General features: G+C 55.5%; 17 protein-coding genes and 1 pseudogene. 3 read left to right on the top strand and 15 right to left on the bottom strand.

Annotation, left to right across the window (positions count from 1 at the left end; translation table 11 throughout):
- Positions 1-44 precede the first annotated feature (44 nt).
- The 3 genes from SOM40_RS03435 to carA all read right to left on the bottom strand — a co-directional run bounded on the left by SOM40_RS03435 (position 45) and on the right by carA (position 4,857).
- Positions 45-278: a YgdI/YgdR family lipoprotein gene (locus SOM40_RS03435; protein ID WP_106994198.1), complete on the bottom strand. Its 234-nt coding sequence runs from the start codon at positions 276-278 to the stop codon at positions 45-47.
- A 187-nt stretch (positions 279-465) separates the two neighbouring features.
- Positions 466-3,690, bottom strand: coding sequence for a carbamoyl-phosphate synthase large subunit (gene carB / locus SOM40_RS03430; protein WP_106994197.1), 3,225 nt, complete (start codon positions 3,688-3,690; stop codon positions 466-468).
- Positions 3,691-3,708: 18 nt separating this feature from the next.
- Positions 3,709-4,857 (bottom strand): glutamine-hydrolyzing carbamoyl-phosphate synthase small subunit, encoded by a 1,149-nt coding sequence (carA, locus tag SOM40_RS03425; RefSeq protein ID WP_320529964.1) that lies wholly within the window; start codon positions 4,855-4,857, stop codon positions 3,709-3,711.
- Positions 4,858-4,922: 65 nt separating this feature from the next.
- Between carA and SOM40_RS03420 the strand changes: the two genes are divergently transcribed.
- Positions 4,923-5,165, top strand: a complete 243-nt coding sequence (locus SOM40_RS03420) for a hypothetical protein (protein WP_501050400.1) — start codon at positions 4,923-4,925, stop codon at positions 5,163-5,165.
- 147 nt (positions 5,166-5,312) lie between these two features.
- Here SOM40_RS03420 and dapB read toward each other — a convergent pair whose 3' ends face one another.
- Both dapB and SOM40_RS03410 read right to left on the bottom strand, forming a co-directional pair.
- Positions 5,313-6,134: a 4-hydroxy-tetrahydrodipicolinate reductase gene (gene dapB, locus SOM40_RS03415; RefSeq protein ID WP_106994194.1), complete on the bottom strand. Its 822-nt coding sequence runs from the start codon at positions 6,132-6,134 to the stop codon at positions 5,313-5,315.
- A 210-nt stretch (positions 6,135-6,344) separates the two neighbouring features.
- Positions 6,345-6,977: an alanyl-tRNA editing protein gene (locus SOM40_RS03410; protein ID WP_312190199.1), complete on the bottom strand. Its 633-nt coding sequence runs from the start codon at positions 6,975-6,977 to the stop codon at positions 6,345-6,347.
- A gap of 92 nt (positions 6,978-7,069) precedes the next feature.
- Here SOM40_RS03410 and SOM40_RS03405 point away from each other — a divergent pair, with 92 nt between their 5' ends.
- Positions 7,070-7,975 (top strand): LysR family transcriptional regulator, encoded by a 906-nt coding sequence (locus tag SOM40_RS03405; protein WP_320529963.1) that lies wholly within the window; start codon positions 7,070-7,072, stop codon positions 7,973-7,975.
- 17 nt (positions 7,976-7,992) lie between these two features.
- Here the strand turns inward: SOM40_RS03405 and ispH are convergent, their stop codons facing one another.
- From ispH to SOM40_RS03375, 6 genes and pseudogenes are all read right to left on the bottom strand, one after another.
- Positions 7,993-8,943 carry a 4-hydroxy-3-methylbut-2-enyl diphosphate reductase gene (gene ispH / locus SOM40_RS03400; RefSeq protein ID WP_106994191.1) on the bottom strand — a complete coding sequence of 317 codons (951 nt, stop codon included), beginning with the start codon at positions 8,941-8,943 and terminating at the stop codon, positions 7,993-7,995.
- Positions 8,924-9,394, bottom strand: a complete 471-nt coding sequence (gene fkpB, locus SOM40_RS03395) for an FKBP-type peptidyl-prolyl cis-trans isomerase (protein ID WP_106994190.1) — start codon at positions 9,392-9,394, stop codon at positions 8,924-8,926. Before fkpB ends, ispH begins: the two co-directional genes overlap by 20 nt.
- 96 nt (positions 9,395-9,490) lie before the next feature.
- Complete coding sequence (lspA, locus tag SOM40_RS03390; protein WP_320529962.1) at positions 9,491-9,991, bottom strand: signal peptidase II; 501 nt, start codon at positions 9,989-9,991, stop codon at positions 9,491-9,493.
- Complete coding sequence (gene ileS, locus SOM40_RS03385) at positions 9,991-12,807, bottom strand: isoleucine--tRNA ligase (protein ID WP_320529961.1); 2,817 nt, start codon at positions 12,805-12,807, stop codon at positions 9,991-9,993. The genes lspA and ileS overlap by 1 nt, the downstream gene beginning before the upstream one ends.
- Positions 12,808-12,840: 33 nt before the next feature.
- Positions 12,841-13,779, bottom strand: coding sequence for a bifunctional riboflavin kinase/FAD synthetase (gene ribF / locus SOM40_RS03380; RefSeq protein ID WP_320529960.1), 939 nt, complete (start codon positions 13,777-13,779; stop codon positions 12,841-12,843).
- 7 nt (positions 13,780-13,786) lie between these two features.
- A pseudogene (locus SOM40_RS03375) lies at positions 13,787-14,005 on the bottom strand (DUF2575 domain-containing protein).
- A 101-nt stretch (positions 14,006-14,106) separates the two neighbouring features.
- Here SOM40_RS03375 and rpsT point away from each other — a divergent pair.
- Positions 14,107-14,370 carry a 30S ribosomal protein S20 gene (gene rpsT / locus SOM40_RS03370; protein ID WP_012015991.1) on the top strand — a complete coding sequence of 88 codons (264 nt, stop codon included), beginning with the start codon at positions 14,107-14,109 and terminating at the stop codon, positions 14,368-14,370.
- Between the two features lie 57 nt (positions 14,371-14,427).
- Here the strand turns inward: rpsT and nhaR are convergent, their stop codons facing one another.
- The 4 genes from nhaR to dnaK all read right to left on the bottom strand — a co-directional run bounded on the left by nhaR (position 14,428) and on the right by dnaK (position 19,878).
- On the bottom strand, positions 14,428-15,327 hold the full coding sequence (gene nhaR, locus SOM40_RS03365) for a transcriptional activator NhaR (protein ID WP_166181568.1): 900 nt from the start codon (positions 15,325-15,327) through the stop codon (positions 14,428-14,430).
- A gap of 58 nt (positions 15,328-15,385) precedes the next feature.
- Positions 15,386-16,561 (bottom strand): Na+/H+ antiporter NhaA, encoded by a 1,176-nt coding sequence (gene nhaA / locus SOM40_RS03360; protein WP_262672738.1) that lies wholly within the window; start codon positions 16,559-16,561, stop codon positions 15,386-15,388.
- 174 nt (positions 16,562-16,735) lie between these two features.
- Complete coding sequence (dnaJ, locus tag SOM40_RS03355) at positions 16,736-17,872, bottom strand: molecular chaperone DnaJ (protein WP_106994184.1); 1,137 nt, start codon at positions 17,870-17,872, stop codon at positions 16,736-16,738.
- Between the two features lie 86 nt (positions 17,873-17,958).
- A complete protein-coding gene (gene dnaK, locus SOM40_RS03350; RefSeq protein WP_106994183.1) occupies positions 17,959-19,878 on the bottom strand; it encodes a molecular chaperone DnaK in 1,920 nt (639 codons plus the stop codon).
- Between the last annotated feature and the right edge of the window lie 225 nt (positions 19,879-20,103).

The following is a 20,103-nucleotide window of genomic DNA, read 5'->3' as shown; positions in this document are numbered from 1 at the left end:
ACCGAAACGATCGATGCAGTGGCTCAGGCCACTGCATTTTTTTATCAGTTCTTCAGTTCACCCATGGACTTAACCTGATCGCGGTTAATCTGTTCCGTCTGACCGGTTTCGGCATTATCAATAGACATCATTCCAGTATCGTCATCTACCTGCGGCTTCCCGTCGGTGACGATAGTTTTACCGTCAGTGGTTTTCACCGCCTGATTAGATGAACAACCGGCAACGGTGAACAGTGCTGCGGCAGCAAAAATTGAGGTCATCAGAAGTTTAGTTCGCATGGTGTTCTCCCTGCTTTTCAGTTGGATTTAATTATCGACCTGATAATTTTAGGCTAACTGACTGATGGGAGATGGAAAAGCAGAAGGTTCTGAAGAGGAAGGCAGCCATCGTAGGGCGGGTAAGCGAAGCGCCACCCGCCGTCTGCCCGGGGCACTTTCGCTTCCCGGGCCTACGATAACCTGCGTATTACTTGTTAATCTGCGCGTGCATTTCCTGCACCGAAATCACCTTCTCGGTAGCATCCGCGTTCAGCGCCATGGCTGTCGCGAAACCGCCGTTCAGGGTGGTGTCGTAGTGCACTTTGTACTGCAGCGCGCTGCGGCGAATCAGCTTGGAGTCTTCAATTGCCTGACGCCCTTCGGTGGTGTTGATGATGTAGGTATATTCGCCATTCTTGATACGGTCCTGAATGTGCGGACGACCTTCATGCACCTTGTTCACCAGACGCGGGTTGATACCAGCTTCACCCAGCACAATCGCGGTACCGTGGGTTGCATCCAGCTCAAAGCCCTGTTTCAGCAGCTTGGCAGCCAGGTCAACCACGCGCTCTTTGTCCCCTTCACGCACGGAGAGCAGCGCACGGCCCTGCTTCTTCATGGTGGAGTTGCTGCCCAGCTGCGCTTTAGCGAATGCTTCTGCGAAGGTGCGGCCCACGCCCATCACTTCCCCGGTAGAGCGCATTTCTGGCCCTAACAGCGGGTCAACGCCCGGGAATTTGTTGAACGGCAGCACCACCTCTTTCACCGAGTAGTACGGTGGGATGATCTCTTTGGTCACGCCCTGCTGTGCCAGAGTCTGGCCCGCCATCACGCGCGCCGCCACTTTCGCCAGCGGTACGCCGGTCGCTTTGGAGACGAACGGTACGGTACGCGCCGCACGCGGGTTAACTTCAATCAGGTAGACTTCGTTGTCTTTCACCGCAAACTGCACGTTCATCAGACCACGCACCTGCAGCTCGAAGGCCAGCTTCTGCACCTGGTCGCGCATCACGTCCTGAATCTCTTTGCTCAGCGTATAGGCTGGCAGAGAACAGGCGGAGTCGCCGGAGTGAACCCCTGCCTGCTCGATGTGCTCCATGATGCCGCCAATCAGCACCATTTCGCCGTCGCAGATGGCATCCACGTCCACTTCCACCGCGTCATCCAGGAAGCGGTCCAGCAGCACTGGTGCATCGTTGGAGACGCTCACCGCGGTCTGGAAGTAACGACGCAGGTCGGCTTCGTCGTAGACGATTTCCATCGCGCGGCCGCCCAGTACGTAGGATGGACGCACCACCAGCGGATAGGTGATCTCTTTGGCTTTCTCAACCGCCTGCTCAATGGCTGTCACGGTGGCGTTAGCCGGTTGTTTCAGCTTCAGACGGTCAACCGCCTTCTGGAAACGCTCGCGGTCTTCCGCACGGTCAATCGCGTCCGGGCTGGTACCGATAACCGGTACGCCTGCGGCTTCGAGGTCACGCGCCAGCTTCAGCGGCGTCTGGCCGCCGTACTGCACGATAACGCCTTTTGGCTTCTCAATGCGGACGATTTCCAGCACGTCTTCCAGCGTTACCGGCTCGAAGTAGAGGCGGTCGGAGGTATCGTAGTCGGTAGAAACGGTTTCCGGGTTACAGTTGACCATGATGGTCTCGTAACCATCTTCGCGCAGCGCCAGTGAGGCGTGTACGCAGCAGTAGTCGAACTCGATGCCCTGGCCGATACGGTTTGGACCACCGCCCAGCACCATGATTTTGTCGCGGTCAACGGACGGGTTCGCTTCGCACTCGTCTTCATAGGTGGAGTACATGTACGCGGTGTCGGTGGCAAATTCTGCCGCGCAGGTGTCCACGCGTTTGTAGACCGGGTGCAGGTTGTACTGGTCACGCAGCTTGCGGATTTCCGCTTCGCGCACGCCCGCCAGTTTAGCCAGACGCGCATCGGCAAAGCCTTTACGCTTCAGCATGCGCAGGAAGTCAGCGTCGAGGCCGTTGATGCCCAGATCCGCGACTTTCTCTTCCAGACGCACCAGCTCTTCAATCTGCACCAGGAACCAGCGGTCGATGTTGGTCAGGTTGAAGACGCCATCGACGGACAGACCGGCACGGAAGGCGTCGGCGATGTACCAGATACGCTCGGCACCGGCGTCTTTCAGCTCGCGACGGATTTTGGTCAGCGCTTCCGGGTCGTCCAGGCTCACTTTCGGGTCGAAACCGGTGGCGCCTACTTCCAGGCCGCGCAGGGCTTTCTGCAGGGATTCCTGCTGAGTGCGGCCAATCGCCATCACTTCACCGACGGACTTCATCTGAGTGGTCAGACGGTCGTTGGCACCGGCAAATTTCTCGAAGTTGAAGCGAGGGATTTTGGTCACAACGTAGTCGATAGAGGGTTCAAACGACGCCGGGGTACGGCCGCCGGTGATGTCGTTCATCAGCTCGTCGAGGGTATAACCTACCGCCAGTTTCGCCGCTACTTTAGCAATCGGGAAGCCGGTCGCTTTCGAGGCCAGCGCAGAGGAGCGGGATACGCGCGGGTTCATCTCGATAACAATCAGACGACCGTTTTTCGGGTTTACCGAGAACTGAACGTTAGAGCCGCCGGTTTCGACGCCAATCTCACGCAGTACCGCCATCGAGGCGTTACGCATGATTTGGTACTCTTTGTCGGTCAGGGTCTGGGCTGGCGCCACGGTAATGGAGTCACCGGTGTGGATGCCCATGGCGTCGAAGTTTTCGATAGAGCAGACGATGATGCAGTTGTCGTTTTTATCACGCACCACTTCCATCTCGTACTCTTTCCAGCCAATCAGCGACTCATCAATCAGCAGCTCTTTGGTTGGGGAGAGATCCAGACCGCGCTCGCAAATCTCTTCGAACTCTTCACGGTTATAGGCGATACCGCCGCCGGTGCCGCCCATGGTGAAGGACGGACGGATAATGCACGGATAACCCACGTCAGCGGCAACCGCCAGCGCTTCTTCCATATTATGGGCAATACCAGAGCGCGCGGTGTCGAGACCGATTTTCTTCATCGCCACGTCGAAACGGCGGCGGTCTTCGGCTTTATCAATCGCGTCGGCAGTCGCGCCAATCATGGTCACGCCGAACTCGGCCAGCACGCCCTGACGCTCCAGCTCCAGCGCGCAGTTCAGCGCCGTCTGGCCGCCCATGGTCGGCAGCACCGCATCCGGGCGCTCTTTTTCGATAATTTTACGTACCACTTCCCAGTGAATCGGCTCGATGTAGGTCGCATCGGCCATTTCCGGGTCGGTCATGATGGTCGCCGGGTTGGAGTTCACCAGGATAACGCGGTAACCCTCTTCGCGCAGGGCTTTACACGCCTGGGCGCCGGAGTAGTCGAATTCGCAGGCCTGGCCGATGACAATCGGGCCAGCGCCAAGGATCAGGATGCTTTTTATGTCTGTACGTTTTGGCATGGTCTTCTCGGCTCCTGATTATTTAGCGGTCTTACGGTATTGCTCGATAAGTTCGATAAAGTGATCGAACAGCGGCGCGGCATCGTGTGGGCCAGGGCTCGCTTCCGGGTGTCCCTGGAAGCTGAACGCCGGTTTGTCGGTGCGATGGATGCCCTGCAGGGTGCCATCGAACAGTGATTTGTGGGTCACACGCAGGGTGGCCGGCATGGAGGCTTCGTCCACCGCAAAACCGTGGTTCTGCGCGGTAATCATCACCGTGTTGTTGTCGATATCTTTCACCGGGTGGTTACCACCGTGGTGACCGAACTTCATCTTCACGGTTTTGGCACCGCTCGCCAGGGCCAGCAGCTGATGGCCGAGGCAGATACCGAATACCGGAATGTCGGTTTCGAGGAAGGTCTTAATTGCGTCGATGGCGTAGTCGCACGGGGCCGGGTCACCCGGGCCGTTGGAGAGGAAGATCCCGTCCGGGTTCATCTTCAGCACCTCGTCTGCCGGGGTCTTTGCCGGCACAACGGTCAGACGGCAGCCGCGATCCACCAGCATGCGCAGGATGTTGCGCTTGGCGCCGTAATCGTAAGCCACCACGTGGAATGGCAGCTCCTCTTCTTTTTTGGCTTCCGGCAGTTCACCTGCCAGCGTCCAGCTACCCTGAGTCCAGCTGTAGGCCTCAGTGGTGGTCACTTCTTTTGCCAGATCCATGCCGTTCAGCCCCGGGAAAGCTTTGGCTTTTTCCTGCGCCAGCGCCGCATCCAGGTTGTCGCCAGCGCTGATGCAGCCGTTCTGGGCACCTTTTTCACGCAGCAGACGCGTCAGCTTACGGGTATCGATATCGGCAATCGCCACGATGTTATGGCGTTTCAGGTAGGACGAGAGGTCTTCGGTGTTGCGGTAGTTGCTGGCAATCAGCGGCAGGTCGCGAATAATCAGACCTTGTGCATGTACCTGGGAGGACTCTTCATCAGCGGCGTTAGTGCCGACATTACCGATATGGGGATAAGTTAGAGTAACGATTTGGCGGGAATAGGAAGGATCAGTGAGGATTTCTTGATAACCGGTCATTGAAGTATTGAAAACGACTTCCCCAACCGCCGAACCTGTTGCCCCAATGGCCCGACCGATAAACTGGGTTCCGTCTTCCAGAACCAATAGCGCTGACTTAATCAAAACACCCTCCAGAGAATATTCACTCACTTTATTTGCATATTAATGCACAACCATAGTGTGAAGCAATGCAAATCTGCTGCCAGTGGATTTTCGGCAAACGGCGGCATTCTGGAGATTTGGCAGGGGAAAGTCAACTTAAAAAGCGGCTTTTATTTGTAGTTTTTGCGGCACTGATGGTCAGGAAGGTTGTTAATGGGCAAAAAGATCAACTAAATCACGTAAGAAAACGCTTGCGGGTCATTTTTATTGTTAACCCGGCCTTACCAGCCTCAAAAAGTGGACCACTTGGTCAAAATTCACAATTTTGAAACAGAAATAATGGAGATAACTTATATTTATAAGTACTTCAAATCAAAAAATCTTAAAAAAAGCTAAAATTAAAGGGCAATAAATTATTGCCCTCTGCAATCAACTAATTATGACTGCAATAACCACATCACGAAGGGTAAACTTGATTATAAATTGTTAAGATCGAGCACGTCACGCATGTCAAAGAGACCATCTTTTTTGCCTTTCAACCAAATTGCTGAACGAACAGCCCCATTTGCAAAAGTCATCCGACTGGACGCTTTATGGGTGATTTCAACACGCTCGCCGATATCGGCAAACATTGCGGTATGTTCACCCACGATGTCGCCCGCACGAACGGTGGCAAAACCAATGGTGCCAGGAACGCGTTCGCCGGTATGACCTTCCCGGGTGTAGACCGCACACTCTTTCAGATCTTTGTCCATCGCCTGAGCAATCGCCTCGCCCATCGCCAGCGCAGTGCCGGACGGGGCATCGACTTTATAACGGTGATGCGCTTCGATGATTTCGATGTCGGTGTAATCCCCCATTACCTTCGCCGCCTTCTCCAGCAGCTTGAGCATCACGTTCACGCCGACGCTGAAGTTCGCCGCAAAGACAATCGCAATCTCTTTGGCCGCATCCTGAATAGCCTGCTTGCCTGCATCATCAAAACCGGTAGTGCCGATAACCATGCCTTTACCATGCTGACGGCAAAACGCCAGGTGAGTCAGGGTGCCTTCAGGACGGGTAAAATCGATAAACACATCAAAGTCATCTTTAACCGCCTCGAGGCTGCTCTGGACGGTGACACCCGTCTTCGCTGCGCCCGCAAGCTCACCTGCGTCAGCGCCCAGAAGCGATGAACCTTCGCGCTCCAGCGCCGCGCCAAGTGCCACGCCATCCATCTGTAGTGCCGCCTGAATAAGCTGACGGCCCATACGTCCGCCCGCGCCCGCAATCGCGACACGGATCTCTGCATCATGCATAGTTATTCTCTTACGTTAAAATGATGTAAACCGTTTTCAGATTAACCAGCCCTGACGAAGGCTGCCACTGAAAACGCCGATAATTAGAATTTAATGATAAACAGGGAGAGATATCAGTGAAAGACATGATCGTCAGCGAAAACCGCATGATTCACGCACCACCAGCGCAGGCGGCAGGATGATGCGTTTTGCGGGTTAATCACCATCCTGTTAATCGAGCGCATAGGTGACCACCAGCTGCCCTTTTTTCATTTTCAGTCCGAGGATCTGCATTACCCCAATCTCCGCCAGTTGTTTAACGTGCGTTCCTCCGCACAGGTATGCCGGGAGATCGCCAAAGCGGACCTTGCGTCTGCTGGATTCAATTTCGGTATGGCGAAGCAGGTTGTCGGCTTTCCAGCCGTCAATCATGGCCATCAGAGCGCTGGCATCAGGCAGGGGGTCCACACTTTCACCGGGCATAAAGGTAATCCGCCCTTCACCGGGCCAGTGGTGGGCTTTTACCGGTTTCCAGCCAAACTGCTCGCCGGCATAGCCAATCAAATGGCCTGCGCTGTGCCAGCGGGAGTGACGTTCTCTCATATCTTCATCGACCTGCATCTCCACCTCACCCGGCGCAAGCGCGCCGGACACGATGTGGACGACATGCTCCCCGCGCAGGGAGACCTCTTCTACCGCCATCCCGGCGATCCATCCCCGATCCGCTGGCTGCCCGCCCCCCTGCGGATGAAAAAGGGTCTGATTGAGTTCAATGGCGTAACGGCCGTCAGGCTCTTCAGTGCAACGGATCACCTGTGCCCGGCCTGCTGTCGCGTCACTTGAGTAATAAAGTCGTTCTGTCATGATTGCTCTCCTCTGTAGCCTGACAGTATATTCGTCACTTAAATGTCGATAATCTGCCGCTCACACATTGCACTCTTGCCTGGTATGCACAAATGAAACCTGCCCTGCTTCCCGATCTCGCCACTTTCGTCACCATCGTAGAGCAGGGTAACTTTTCAACCGCAGCCCGTCTGACTGGCGCAACGCCCTCCGCGATTAGCCGCTGTGTTTCACGTCTTGAAAAAGAGATGGGATGCAAATTGCTGCACCGCACCACGCGCAAGCTGGCCCTTACCGTGACCGGAAAATCGGTTTATGAACATGCGCTGGATATGCTGGACGCGGCGCAACAGGCGATGGATTCTGGCAGCAGCCTGCAGACCGTTGCACAGGGAAAGCTCACCATGAGCGTGCCGAAAGCCGTGGGACGCTTTGTGATCCATCCTTTAATCCCGGCATTCCTTGAGCGCTATCCGCAAATAGATGTCTGTCTGCGGCTGGAAGATCGCTATATGGATTTGATCGACGACGGCGTCGATCTGGCGTTACGGATCACTACTACCCCCTCCCCCGGCCTGTACGGTAAATCGCTGATGCCAGTCACCCATGTTATCTGCGCCACGCCAGAGTACCTTCATCGCACGGGAACACCCCAGCATCCGCACGATCTTCGGGAACACAGCTGTATCTCGCTCGGTGAAACCCCAGCCGATTCACGCTGGAAGTTTGCTTTGAACGGGAAAACGGAAACGGTACAGACCCACGGACGTTACGCCGCTAACCACACGAGTGTGAGGCTGGATGCGGTAAAGCGCGGCCTGGGAATCGGGAGTTTACCGCTGTTCACGGCGCGTGAGGCGCTGGAAAGCGGGGAAATTGTGCAGGTACTGCCGGAGTGGGAGTTTATCAGTAGCTATACGGGCGATCTCTGGCTGCTGTGGACGCGCAATAAACATATGCCTGCCAGGATGCGGGCGATGATCGACTACCTGAATGAAAAAATGCCAGTCATTCAGTGACTGGCATTTTTAAAAGCTTACTTAACTTCGCGGGCATCAATTCGCAGCTCTTTCGGGACTTCGAAGACGATATTCTCTTCGCGCCCCGCCAGCGGGATGGCTTCTCCGCCACCCAGCTCCTGCAGACGGGCAATCACATTCTGTACCAGAATATCCGGGGCAGACGCGCCCGCCGTCACGCCAACACAGGCAGCATTCTTGACCCAGGCTTCCTGAATATCGGTCGCATCGTCAATCAGGAATGCGGCTTTGCCCATTCGCTGCGCCAGTTCGGCCAGACGGTTGGAGTTTGAGGAGTTTTTCGAGCCGACGACCAGCACCACGTCCGCCTGCTCCGCCAGAGCGCGCACCGCTTCCTGACGGTTAGTGGTGGCGTAGCAGATGTCATCCTTACGCGGGCCGACGATTTTCGGGAAGCGCTGACGTAAGGCATCGATAACATCAGAGGTGTCATCCACCGAGAGCGTGGTCTGGGTCATAAACGACAGCTTCGCTTCGTTTTTGACGTTCAGCGTCAGCACATCATCCGGAGATTCGACCAGGTACATGCCCCCTTCCGGGTTGCTGTACTGGCCCATGGTGCCTTCCACTTCCGGGTGACCAGCGTGACCAATCAGGATCGACTCTTCACCGCGACGGCTGGCGCGTGCCACTTCCATATGTACTTTGGTGACCAGCGGGCAGGTGGCATCAAACACGGTCAGATCGCGATTTTTCGCTTCGTTACGTACCGCCTGGGAGACGCCATGGGCGGAGAAGATCAGGATTGCACCATCCGGCACTTCGTCGATCTGCTCAATAAAGATCGCCCCGCGGGTACGCAGGCTATCCACCACATAGCGGTTATGCACCACTTCGTGACGGACATAAATCGGCGCGCCGTAAAGCTCCAGCGCGTTTTCAACAATGCTGATAGCGCGGTCTACTCCGGCACAGAAACCGCGCGGGTTAGCCAACAGGATCTGCATTCACATCCTCCAGTACCGGGTCAATTTCCAGCACTTCAACATCAAAATGGACGGTACGCCCGGCGAGCGGGTGGTTGAAATCGACGGTAATGGAGTCGCCGTTGATCTCACGGATCACGCCAGGCATTTCGCTGCCATCCATAGCGGTAAAGAGCATGATTGCCCCGATTTCCGGTTCGCCCGCATCCATAAACTCACGGCGCGAGAAGTACTGAATCAGGTCCGGGGACGGCACACCAAACGCGGCATCCGGCTCCAGAGTGAAGGCTTTTTTCTCGCCCTCTTTCAGGCCCAGCAGCTGTTGCTCAAGACCTTCCGACAGAGAGGTATCGCCAAGACGAAACAGCGCCGGTTTGCCGTTGTTGCGGGTGGACTCTGCGGTGGAGCCATCATCCAGTTTCAGCGTGAAGTGAACCAGCATCGCGCTGTTGCTCTGTACGGATTTAGACATGCAAATTGCTCGCTAATTTTGCCCGGTGGCGCTGCGCTTACCGGGCCTACGACGATCGTAGGCCGGTGCAAGCGCAGCGCCGCCCGGCGGGTTTTGTTACGCCTGCTCTTTCGCTGCGGGTTTAGGCAGGAAGCCTTCCAGCACAATCATCGCCGCACCGATACAGATCGCCGTATCGGCCAGGTTGAAGGTGGCGAAGTGCCAGTTGCCGACATAGAAGTCGATCATATCGACCACAAAGCCATGCCACAGACGGTCGAACAGGTTACCCAGCGCGCCGCCAATGATCAGCGCGTAGGCGATGTTATTCAGCTTCTGCGTGGCTTTGCTGCGGTACATCAGCACCGCCAGAACCACACAGATACCGAGAGCGATACCCGCGAAGAACCAGCGCTGCCAGCCGCCGCTGTCAGCCAGGAAGCTAAACGCCGCGCCATAGTTGCGCGCATAATGCAGATTAAGTGACGGGAACAGCGGCATCGTATCCCCCAGAGCAAAGCTCTGGAGGATCAGGTACTTGCTGCCCAGATCAATAATCAGCACGACTACTACCAGCCACAGCCAGCGCAGCCCTGTTGAAGAGAGTGATTTACTCATCAGGCAAACTTACGTTTTTCGCCATCACCGGCGACGTTGCTGACACAGCGTCCGCAGATCTCTGCGTGTTCCGCCACCTTGCCGACATCAGTGGTGTAATGCCAGCAACGCGGACATTTCTCACCATCGGCTTTCACCAGCGCCACCTTCAGCCCTTTGAGCAGTTCGCTCTGCTGGGCATCTGCGCTCGCGTCGGCATAATCCGCAACATTCGCACCGGAGGTCAACAGGACAAATCGCAATTCATCGCCCAGCGCCGTCAGTTTCGCCGCCAGCTCAGGTTCTGCGTACAGGGTTACTGCCGCTTCCAGAGAGCCGCCCACTTTCTTGTCGGCACGCGCCTGCTCGATCACCTTGTTCACTTCGCCGCGCACTTTCAGCAGCTCGTCCCAGAAGCTGTCGTTCATGGCTTCGGTCTCTGCCAGGCCAAACAGACCCTGGTACCACTCGCCGGTGAAGACATACTTCTCACGATCGCCTGGCAGGTAGCCCCAGATCTCATCCGCAGTGAAGGACATGATCGGTGCCATCCAGCGCACCAGCGCTTCCGCGATGTGGAACAGTGCAGTCTGGCAGCTGCGACGCGCCACGCTGTCCGCTTTCGCGGTGTACTGACGGTCTTTAATGATGTCGAGGTAGAACGAGCCCATCTCGATGGAGCAGAAGCGCATCAGGCGCTGCACCACTTCGTGGAAGTCGTAAGACTCGTAGGCTTTCAGGATATCTTCCTGCGCCGCTTGCGCGCAGCCTACTGCCCAGCGATCCAGCACCACCATCTCTTCCGGTTTCACCATATCTTTTGCCGGATCGAACCCATTCAGGTTCGCCAGCAGGAAGCGCGCGGTGTTACGGATACGACGATAGCTGTCAGCAGCACGTTTCAGGATCTCATCGGACACCGCCATTTCGCCGGTGTAGTCAGTTGATGCCACCCACAGACGCAGAATATCGGCGCCCAGTTTGTTCATCACATCCTGCGGAGAAACGGTGTTACCGATAGATTTGGACATCTTGCGGCCCTGACCATCCACGGTGAAGCCGTGAGTCAGTACCTGACGATAAGGTGCCTTGCCCTTCATGGCGGTGGAGATCATCAGGGATGACATGAACCAGCCGCGGTGTTGGTCAGACCCTTCCAGATACATATCGGCAGCGTGACCGGCAAATTCCGGACGCACATCAACCACAGAAGAGTGGGTAGAACCCGAGTCAAACCAGACGTCCAGAGTATCCGGCACTTTCTCGTAGTTGTCCGCGTCAGCGCCGAGGATGTCGCGGGAGTCGAGATCCCACCACGCCTGAATGCCGTCAACTTCGACGCGCTTCGCCACTTCTTCCATCAGTTCCAGGGTGTTCGGGTGCAGCTTCTGCGTCTCTTTATGCACGAACAGAGACATCGGTACGCCCCAGGTACGCTGACGGGAGATACACCAGTCAGGACGGTTGGCAACCATGGATTCGATACGCGCCTGGCCCCAGTCCGGGATCCACTGCACGCCTTTGATCTCGGAAAGCGACTGCGCACGCAGGCCTTTCTGATCCATGCTGACGAACCACTGCGGGGTCGCACGGAAGATGATCGGTGACTTGTGACGCCAGCAGCACGGATAGCTGTGCTGCATTTTTTCAACGTGCAGCAGCGAACCGTTGTCGCGCAGCATGTTGACGATGATGTCGTTGGCTTTAAAGACGTTGATGCCGTCCAGCGTCGGATATGTGCCTGGCAGATACGCGCCGTCCGGGCCAACCGGGTTGGCGATCTCCAGACCGTATTTCAGGCTGATGCTGTAGTCGTCCGGGCCGTGACCACCGGCGGTATGCACCGCACCGGTACCCGCTTCCAGGGTGACGTGTTCGCCCAGGATCGCTGGCACATCGAAATCGAGGAACGGGTGCTTAAAGCGCAGATGCTCCAGCTCAGCACCTTTAACGGTACCGAGAATACGGTATTCGGTGATGTTCGCGCGTTTCAGCACGCTCTCCACCAGGTCTTTCGCGAGGATCAGCGCGCGACCTTCAACCTGTACCAGCGCATAGTCGAACTCCGCAGAGAGGGAGATCGCACGGTTGGCAGGCAGGGTCCACGGGGTGGTAGTCCAGATGACCAGCGAGATTGGGCCTTCTACGCCCGGCAGACCAAATTTGCCCTGCAGCGCATCCTGATCGACGCCTTCAAAGGCCACGTCGATGGATGGAGAGGTTTTGTCGTAATACTCGACTTCCGCCTCAGCCAGCGCCGAACGGCAATCCACGCACCAGTGCACCGGCTTGGCGCCTTTATGCAGGTGGCCGTTGCCGATGATTTTGCCCAGCGCACGGATGATGTTGGCTTCGGTTTTAAAGTCCATGGTCAGGTACGGGTGTGACCAGTCGCCCAGCACGCCCAGACGGATAAAGTCTTCACGCTGGCCGTCAACCTGGGTGGCTGCGTATTCGCGGCATTTGGCGCGGAATTCGGCGGCAGTGAACTTCTCGCCCGGCTTACCGAACTCTTGCTCCACTTTCAGCTCGATCGGCAGACCGTGGCAGTCCCAGCCTGGAACGTAAGGCGAGTCAAAGCCCGTGAGGCCTTTGGACTTCACGATAATGTCTTTCAGAATCTTGTTTACAGAGTGACCAATATGAATGCTGCCATTCGCATAAGGAGGGCCATCATGCAGGATGAAGGTTTTTTTCCCTTTTTTGGCTGCACGGATGATGCCGTACAGGTCATCATCGGTCCAACGCGCCAGCATTCCCGGTTCACGCTTGGCGAGATCGCCGCGCATCGGGAACCCTGTTTCCGGCAAATTCAGGGTTGATTTATAGTCACTCATCAGATTCTCAGTTCCGTATTTATATCTCAGGCATTAAGCCGGGTTTGATAGCCCAAAAATTTCGCGGGCTGTTAACTCATCTCTCGCGATTTGCGCTTTTAGCTCATCAAGCGAGGCGAATCGCTGCTCATTGCGTATTTTTTTACGCAGGATTACATCTATATGGCGACCATAAAGGTCCATTACAACGTCCAGCAAATGCACTTCGAGCTGCTGGCATACGCCAGCCACTGTCGGACGGGTACCAATATTGGCAACGCCGGGCAGGGGCTTATCGCCCAGCCCCGTCACTTCTACCGCAAAGACCCCTTTTACCGGGGAAACCTGACGACGCAGCGGTAAGTTCGCCGTCGGGAAACCAATGGTGCGACCCAATTCATCGCCATGCACGACGCGCCCGGATATAGAGAACGGGCGACCGAGCAGGGTTGCGGCGGTATCCAGATCGTCGTCAGCCAGCGCCTGGCGTACTGCCGTGCTGCTGATGCGTACACCGCCTTCGCAGAAGGTCTGGGTGCTGGTGACGTCAAAGCCATACTCCAGGCCAGCCTTCTGTAATAGCAAGAAATCCCCCTGACGACCAGCGCCAAAGCGGAAATCATCTCCCACCGCCAGAAAGCGCACGCCAAGGCGATCCACTAACAGGTCGCTGACAAAATTTTGTGCCGTCAGGGCGGCGAAGCGCCGATCAAAACGGACGCACAGGACGTAGTCCACGCCGCACTGCGCCAGGTAACGTAACTTTTCACGCAGACGGGTCAGGCGCGCAGGCGCCTTCTCGCTGGCAAAAAGCTCCAGCGGCTGCGGCTCAAAAATCATGACTACTACCGGCAGACCTCGTGCCCGCCCCTCTTCACGTAACCCCTGCAACAGCACCTGATGCCCACGATGCACGCCGTCGAAATTACCAATAGTCAGCACACACCCGTGTGGGGCCTGACTGAGATTATGTATGCCGCGTATCAGCTTCATGACTGGCTCAAAACAGTGAAAATCGCCAAAGTATACCTTGTACAGCGGTTAAGGTTAACCGGCGATTGTTCACGCAAAACAGAAAGCCGTAATGATTTCATCAGGGTTGCCTTTCACAGCGAAAAAATCTGGCTGCAGATGAGGATTTTTGTATCGAAAAGCTGTATTCAGGAGAGACAAGCTGGTAGAATCCTGCGCCATCACTACGTAACTTAGCGTCGCTTATTAACGGCGCTTATTTGCACAAATCCATTGACAAAAGAAGGCAAAGAGGGCATATTCCTCGGCCTTTGAATTGTCCACATAGATCATATTTGGGAGTTGGACTTGGCTAATATCAAATCAGCTAAGAAACGTGCCGTTCAGTCTGAAAAGGCTCGTAAGCACAACGCAAGCCGTCGCTCTATGATGCGTACTTTCATCAAGAAAGTATACGCAGCAATCGAAGCTGGCGACAAAGCTGCAGCGCAGAACGCATTTAACGAAATGCAACCAATCGTGGACCGTCAGGCTGCTAAAGGTCTGATCCACAAAAACAAAGCAGCGCGTCATAAAGCAAACCTGACCGCGCAGATCAGCAAACTGGCTTAATCGCCACTTGTTGTTGCTTGTTTAAAGAACCCGCTTAACGCGGGTTTTTTTATGCCTTCAGATTGCCGGTGGCGTAAACAGTGCCGAGTAGTCACGGTTACAGATACGCTGTACCGCCGGATGCTGAATCATTCTTTCCGCAAATATTGCGTGATACTCCTCCATCACGTTATCCACCCTGCCAATCTCCGTAATCCCGATGTCCGAATAGAGATCCTGCGCGTAAAGCGTCGGGGCAACGAAGATCGCGTTGTGCGCTTCGCCAAAGGCCTTCATCAGTGCCGCATCATCAAATTCACCCAGAATCTCGACCTTCAGCCCCTGGGAGTTAAACCAGTTCAGCAGCTTGCGGCCGAGCATGGAGCGTCTGCCGGGCACCAGCAGACGGCGCTCTTCCAGACAGGCGGGAAAGGGTTTTTCCGGCGGCGGGTTGATGCACCAGAAGCTCACCCCACACTCGCCAATCTTCACTGAGAACAGCCCTTCCTGCTGGGTGGAGTCGATCGGGCAGTCGGAGATAATCATATCCAGCTTATGCTGGCTCAGCTGCTCGAGCAGCATCTCGTGAGTGGATTCAAAGCAGCGCAGGTGGATTTGCTCATCTTCAACCACCGCCGCGTCCAGCACGCCGCTGACCAGCCGTTTTGACAGCGCATCCGCGACACCGACGTCAAAGAGCAGGTTCGACTCCTTGCGGTAGTTGACGATATCGAGCATCTCCTGGCTCAGGGTGAACATTTTGTCAGCGTAGCGAAATACCAGTTCGCCGAGCTCGCTGGGTTCGATTCCGCGTCCCTTACGCTTGAATAACTTCCCCTGCAGGCGCTCTTCCAGGGCTTTGATCTGCCCGGTAATCGTCTGCGGCGTCAGGTAGAGCGCCTCTGCAGCGCCGACAACCGAGCCCTGCTTGTAGACATGCCAGAAGTAGTAAAGATGGTTGTAATTCAAATGAGACATCGTGAATTCACTCCCTGATCGTAAATCGGGAGAAGGCTCCCCTTCCCCCGCTTTCCTGTTATGCCTGGACGGCCTGTCCGGACAATTTTACCTTCAGCAAGGTATAGCCCGTCACCGCAGCCAGTAATGACCCGATGAGAATGCCGAGTTTTGCCCAGACGATAAGCTCAGGCGCATGCGCACCAAACGCCAGCGTCGAGATAAAGATCGACATGGTAAAGCCAATTCCGCACAGCACGCCCACGGCCGTTATCTGCCTGAAGGTGGTGCCGTGTGGCAATGATGCCAGCTTCAGTTTCAGCGCCAGCCAACAGAACAGGCTGATACCTAACGGCTTACCGATAAACAACCCGGCAATGATGCCCAGCGGAAGCACTGACGTCAGCCCGTCCAGCGTCACCCCGCTAAGGGAAACACCCGCGTTAGCAAAAGCAAACAGCGGCAGGATCATAAAGGCCACCCACGGATGAAGCACATGCTCCAGCTGGCTGGCAGGTGATTTGCCATTTTGCGGTTTAAGCGGTACGAAGAAGCCGACGATCACCCCTGCCAGCGTGGCATGCACGCCCGATTTCAGTACCGCAGTCCACAGCACCATCCCCACCAGCACGTAAATGCCGATACGGCGTACGTTGAACAGGTTCAGCAGCGCCAGCACTGCAATAGCGCCTGCAGCAACGCTCAGCGACAGTATCGACAGTTCACTGGTGTAGAACAGCGCGATAATTACAATAGCGCCAAGATCGTCAATGATAGCCAGCGCCATCAGGAAGATTTTCAGCGCTGCCGGAACGCGGCTTCCCAGTAGTGCCAGTACCCCAAGGGCAAAGGCGATATCCGTTGCCGCCGGGATTGCCCAGCCGTGGCGCGCCACCGGATCCTGCCAGGTAAACGCCAGGAAGAGCAGCGCCGGAACGACCATTCCACCCAGCGCGGCAATGACCGGAAACGCCGCACGCTGGCGGCTGGCAAGCGAGCCCACTATCAGCTCGCGTTTCACCTCAAGCCCCACCAGCAGGAAGAACACCGCCATAAGTGCATCGTTGATCCACAGTAGCATGTTCTTATTAATTTCAAGCGCCCCGACCTTCAGCTCTACGGGCGTTTCCAGAAACGCATGGTAGAACTCACGGGTGATACCCAGGTTGGCCAGCACCATCGCGGCGGCGGCAGCGATAATCAGGATGATGCCGCCGGACGCTTCACTGCTAAAGAAACGGTGTAATAATTTCACTTAAGCTCTCTCTTTTACAACAATACCTCGATAAAACCATAATACCAAGCCCAACAACTCGGCAAAAACAGATTAATATTGAGTATAAATTCAGTTTTACCGAGCAATACCCACAAATAGAAAAAGCCCGGAATCGCTTCCGGGCTTTTTTAAAAATGAACGTCAGCTAATGGATTAGCGAGTCAAATCGTCAAAGAATTTTTTCACGCCATCAAAGAAGCTTTTGGAGCGCGGGCTATTGTTCTCACCCGTTGGGCCGCCAAAGCTTTCCTGCAATTCCCGCAGCAGCTGCTTCTGTTTCTCATTCAGGCCAACCGGGGTTTCAACCACCACGCGACACAGCAGGTCGCCCTGTGCGCCACCACGGACCGATTTCACGCCTTTACCACGCATGCGGAACAGCTTGCCGGTCTGGGTTTCACCAGGCACTTTCAGGTTCACGCGACCGTCGAGGGTTGGCACTTCAATTTCACCGCCCATCGCCGCCATCGCAAAGTTGATCGGCACTTCGCAGTACAGGTTGTTGCCTTCACGTTCGAAAATCGCGTGCTGCTTCACCTGCACCTGAACGTACAGATCGCCTGCCGGTGCGCCATGCTCACCCGCTTCGCCTTCGCCAGACAGACGAATACGATCGCCGGTATCCACGCCTGCCGGAATTTTAACGGACAGGGTTTTGCTCTTCTCAACGCGACCGTGACCGTGGCATTTGTTGCACGGATCCTTGATCAGCGTACCGCGGCCCTGACAGTGCGGACAGCTCTGCTGTACTGCAAAGAAGCCCTGACGCATCTGTACCTGGCCGGAACCGTGACAGGTTGGACAGGTCTGCGGTTTGGTACCCACTTTCGCGCCGCTGCCGTGGCAAATGTCACACTCTTCCAGGGTTGGAATGCGGATCTCTTTCGTTACACCGCGTACGGCCTCTTCCAGCGTCAGCTCCATGTTGTAGCGCAGGTCTGCGCCACGGGCTGCACGCTGACGACCGCGGCCGCCGCCGAAGATGTCGCCAAAGACGTCACCAAAGATATCGCTGAAATCTGCGCCGCCGCCACCAAATCCGCCGCCGCCGCCCATGCCGCCCTGTTCAAACGCAGCGTGGCCATACTGATCGTAGGCCGCACGTTTCTGGGCATCGGTCAGGATTTCGTAGGCTTCTTTGATCTCTTTAAATTTGGCTTCGGCCTCTTTGTCACCCTGGTTGCGGTCCGGGTGAAATTTCATGGCCAGGCGCTTATACGCCTTTTTGATTTCACGCTCTTCCGCTGTTTTGGAAACGCCTAAAATCTCGTAATAGTCTTGCTTAGCCATCTTGTTTTATCTGCCCCTAACATGCGTGCACGGGCGGAGAGGAAACCTCTTCGCCCGTGCCAGTGTATTACCCGTTCAAAGGGCGATTATTTTTTGTCTTTCACTTCTTCAAACTCTGCGTCGACAACATCGTCATCTTTCGCGTTGTTTGCTGAAGCGTCAGCACCCGCGCCAGCCTGCTGCTGTGCGTGTTGCTGCTGCGCGATCTCCATCAGCTTCTCGGAAACCTGAGCCAGCGCCTGCATTTTCGCTTCGATATCGGCTTTGTCTTCGCCTTTCAGGGACGCTTCCAGCGCGCTCAGTGCAGACTCGATAGCGGTTTTGTCGTCAGCTGGCAGTTTGTCGCCGGCTTCTTCAACCTGCTTACGGGTGCTGTGCAGCAGATGGTCACCCTGGTTGCGGGTCTGAACCAGCTCTTCGAACTTACGGTCAGACTCGGCGTTAGCTTCCGCTTCGCGAACCATCTTCTGGATCTCTTCTTCGTTCAGACCGGAAGAGGCCTTGATAGTGATCTTCTGCTCTTTACCGCTGTTTTTGTCCTTCGCGGAAACGTGCAGGATACCGTCAGCATCGATGTCGAAGGTGACTTCGATCTGTGGCATACCGCGCGGCGCCGGGCTGATACCATCGAGGTTAAACTGACCCAGATCTTTGTTATCTGCGGCACGTTTACGCTCACCCTGCAGCACATGGATGGTTACCGCAGACTGGTTGTCTTCAGCGGTAGAGAACACCTGGCTGTGCTTGGTCGGGATGGTGGTGTTTTTGGCGATCAGCGCCGTCATCACACCGCCCATGGTTTCGATACCCAGAGACAGCGGGGTAACGTCCAGCAGCAATACGTCTTTAACTTCACCAGTCAGAACGCCACCCTGAACGGCAGCACCGATAGCAACGGCTTCGTCCGGGTTAACGTCTTTACGCGGCTCTTTACCAAAGAATTCAGCCACTTTCTTCTGAACCATTGGCATACGGGTTTGACCACCCACCAGGATAACGTCCTGGATTTCGGAGACGGACAGACCCGCATCCTGCAGAGCAACTTTCAGCGGCTCGATGGAACGGTTAACCAGGTCTTCAACCAGGCTTTCCAGTTTCGCGCGAGTCACTTTGATGTTCATGTGTTTTGGACCGGTCGCGTCTGCAGTGATGTACGGCAGGTTCACGTCGGTCTGCTGCGCAGAAGAGAGCTCAATCTTCGCTTTTTCTGCGGCTTCTTTCAGGCGCTGCATGGCCAGCGGATCGTTACGCAGGTCAATGCCCTGATCTTTCTTAAACTCGTCAACGAGGTAGTTGATCATACGGCTGTCGAAGTCTTCACCACCCAGGTGGGTATCACCGTTGGTCGCCAGAACTTCGAAGGTTTTTTCGCCGTCAACTTCGTCGATTTCGATAATGGAGATATCGAAAGTACCACCACCGAGGTCATATACCGCGATAGTACGGTTGCCGACTTCTTTATCCAGACCGTAGGCCAGTGCCGCTGCGGTTGGTTCGTTGATGATACGTTTGACTTCCAGACCCGCGATACGGCCCGCGTCTTTGGTTGCCTGACGCTGAGCATCGTTGAAGTATGCCGGTACGGTGATAACCGCTTCAGTTACCGGTTCGCCCAGGTAATCTTCAGCCGTTTTCTTCATTTTCTTCAGCACTTCAGCAGAGATCTGCGGCGGTGCCATTTTCTGACCTTTAACGTCAATCCATGCGTCGCCGTTCTCAGCGCCGATGATTTTGTACGGCATGATGGCTTCATCACGCTGCACTTCTTCGTCCTGGAAGCGACGGCCAATCAGGCGTTTGATCGCAAACAGGGTGTTTTGCGGGTTTGTCACTGCCTGACGTTTAGCCGGCTGACCAACCAGAGTTTCACCATCCTGGGTATAAGCAATGATAGAAGGCGTGGTGCGATCGCCCTCGGCGTTCTCCAGCACACGTGCAGTGGTGCCATCCATAATCGCTACACAAGAGTTGGTAGTACCCAGGTCGATACCAATAATTTTACCCATCTAAACGTCTCCACTAAAAATTCAGTCAACATGTGGTTGTGTACCTGTAATAAGGGCAGAAGGTGCTTTTTCAACTGTCCAGATTTGAATTTTTTCAGGTCCACACACTGCGGTTGACTACAAGATGGGGTCGCAACGGCATCCATCAAGGGGGAAGGATAAAAAAATTTTTAATTTCACCCTGATTAGATCATAGACGGCGCTGATGCCGCCCATTATGATGCC

This window comes from Leclercia sp. CFBP8987 (assembly GCF_034044995.2).
Taxonomy (GTDB): domain Bacteria; phylum Pseudomonadota; class Gammaproteobacteria; order Enterobacterales; family Enterobacteriaceae; genus Enterobacter; species Enterobacter tamurae.
Note: the sequence above shows the minus strand (reverse complement) of the source record. Positions and strands in the feature narration are given on the sequence as shown.

Excerpts from the sequence above, each read along its gene's own strand:
- SOM40_RS03435 (WP_106994198.1), bottom strand. The coding sequence starts at position 278 with ATGCGAACTAAACTTCTGATGACCTCAATTTTTGCTGCCGCAGCACTG.
- carB (WP_106994197.1), bottom strand. The coding sequence starts at position 3,690 with ATGCCAAAACGTACAGACATAAAAAGCATCCTGATCCTTGGCGCTGGC.
- SOM40_RS03420 (WP_501050400.1), top strand. The coding sequence starts at position 4,923 with ATGCAAATCTGCTGCCAGTGGATTTTCGGCAAACGGCGGCATTCTGGA.
- dapB (WP_106994194.1), bottom strand. The coding sequence starts at position 6,134 with ATGCATGATGCAGAGATCCGTGTCGCGATTGCGGGCGCGGGCGGACGT.
- SOM40_RS03410 (WP_312190199.1), bottom strand. The coding sequence starts at position 6,977 with ATGACAGAACGACTTTATTACTCAAGTGACGCGACAGCAGGCCGGGCA.
- SOM40_RS03405 (WP_320529963.1), top strand. The coding sequence starts at position 7,070 with ATGAAACCTGCCCTGCTTCCCGATCTCGCCACTTTCGTCACCATCGTA.
- ispH (WP_106994191.1), bottom strand. The coding sequence starts at position 8,943 with ATGCAGATCCTGTTGGCTAACCCGCGCGGTTTCTGTGCCGGAGTAGAC.
- fkpB (WP_106994190.1), bottom strand. The coding sequence starts at position 9,394 with ATGTCTAAATCCGTACAGAGCAACAGCGCGATGCTGGTTCACTTCACG.
- lspA (WP_320529962.1), bottom strand. The coding sequence starts at position 9,991 with ATGAGTAAATCACTCTCTTCAACAGGGCTGCGCTGGCTGTGGCTGGTA.
- ileS (WP_320529961.1), bottom strand. The coding sequence starts at position 12,807 with ATGAGTGACTATAAATCAACCCTGAATTTGCCGGAAACAGGGTTCCCG.
- ribF (WP_320529960.1), bottom strand. The coding sequence starts at position 13,779 with ATGAAGCTGATACGCGGCATACATAATCTCAGTCAGGCCCCACACGGG.
- nhaR (WP_166181568.1), bottom strand. The coding sequence starts at position 15,327 with ATGTCTCATTTGAATTACAACCATCTTTACTACTTCTGGCATGTCTAC.
- dnaJ (WP_106994184.1), bottom strand. The coding sequence starts at position 17,872 with ATGGCTAAGCAAGACTATTACGAGATTTTAGGCGTTTCCAAAACAGCG.
- dnaK (WP_106994183.1), bottom strand. The coding sequence starts at position 19,878 with ATGGGTAAAATTATTGGTATCGACCTGGGTACTACCAACTCTTGTGTA.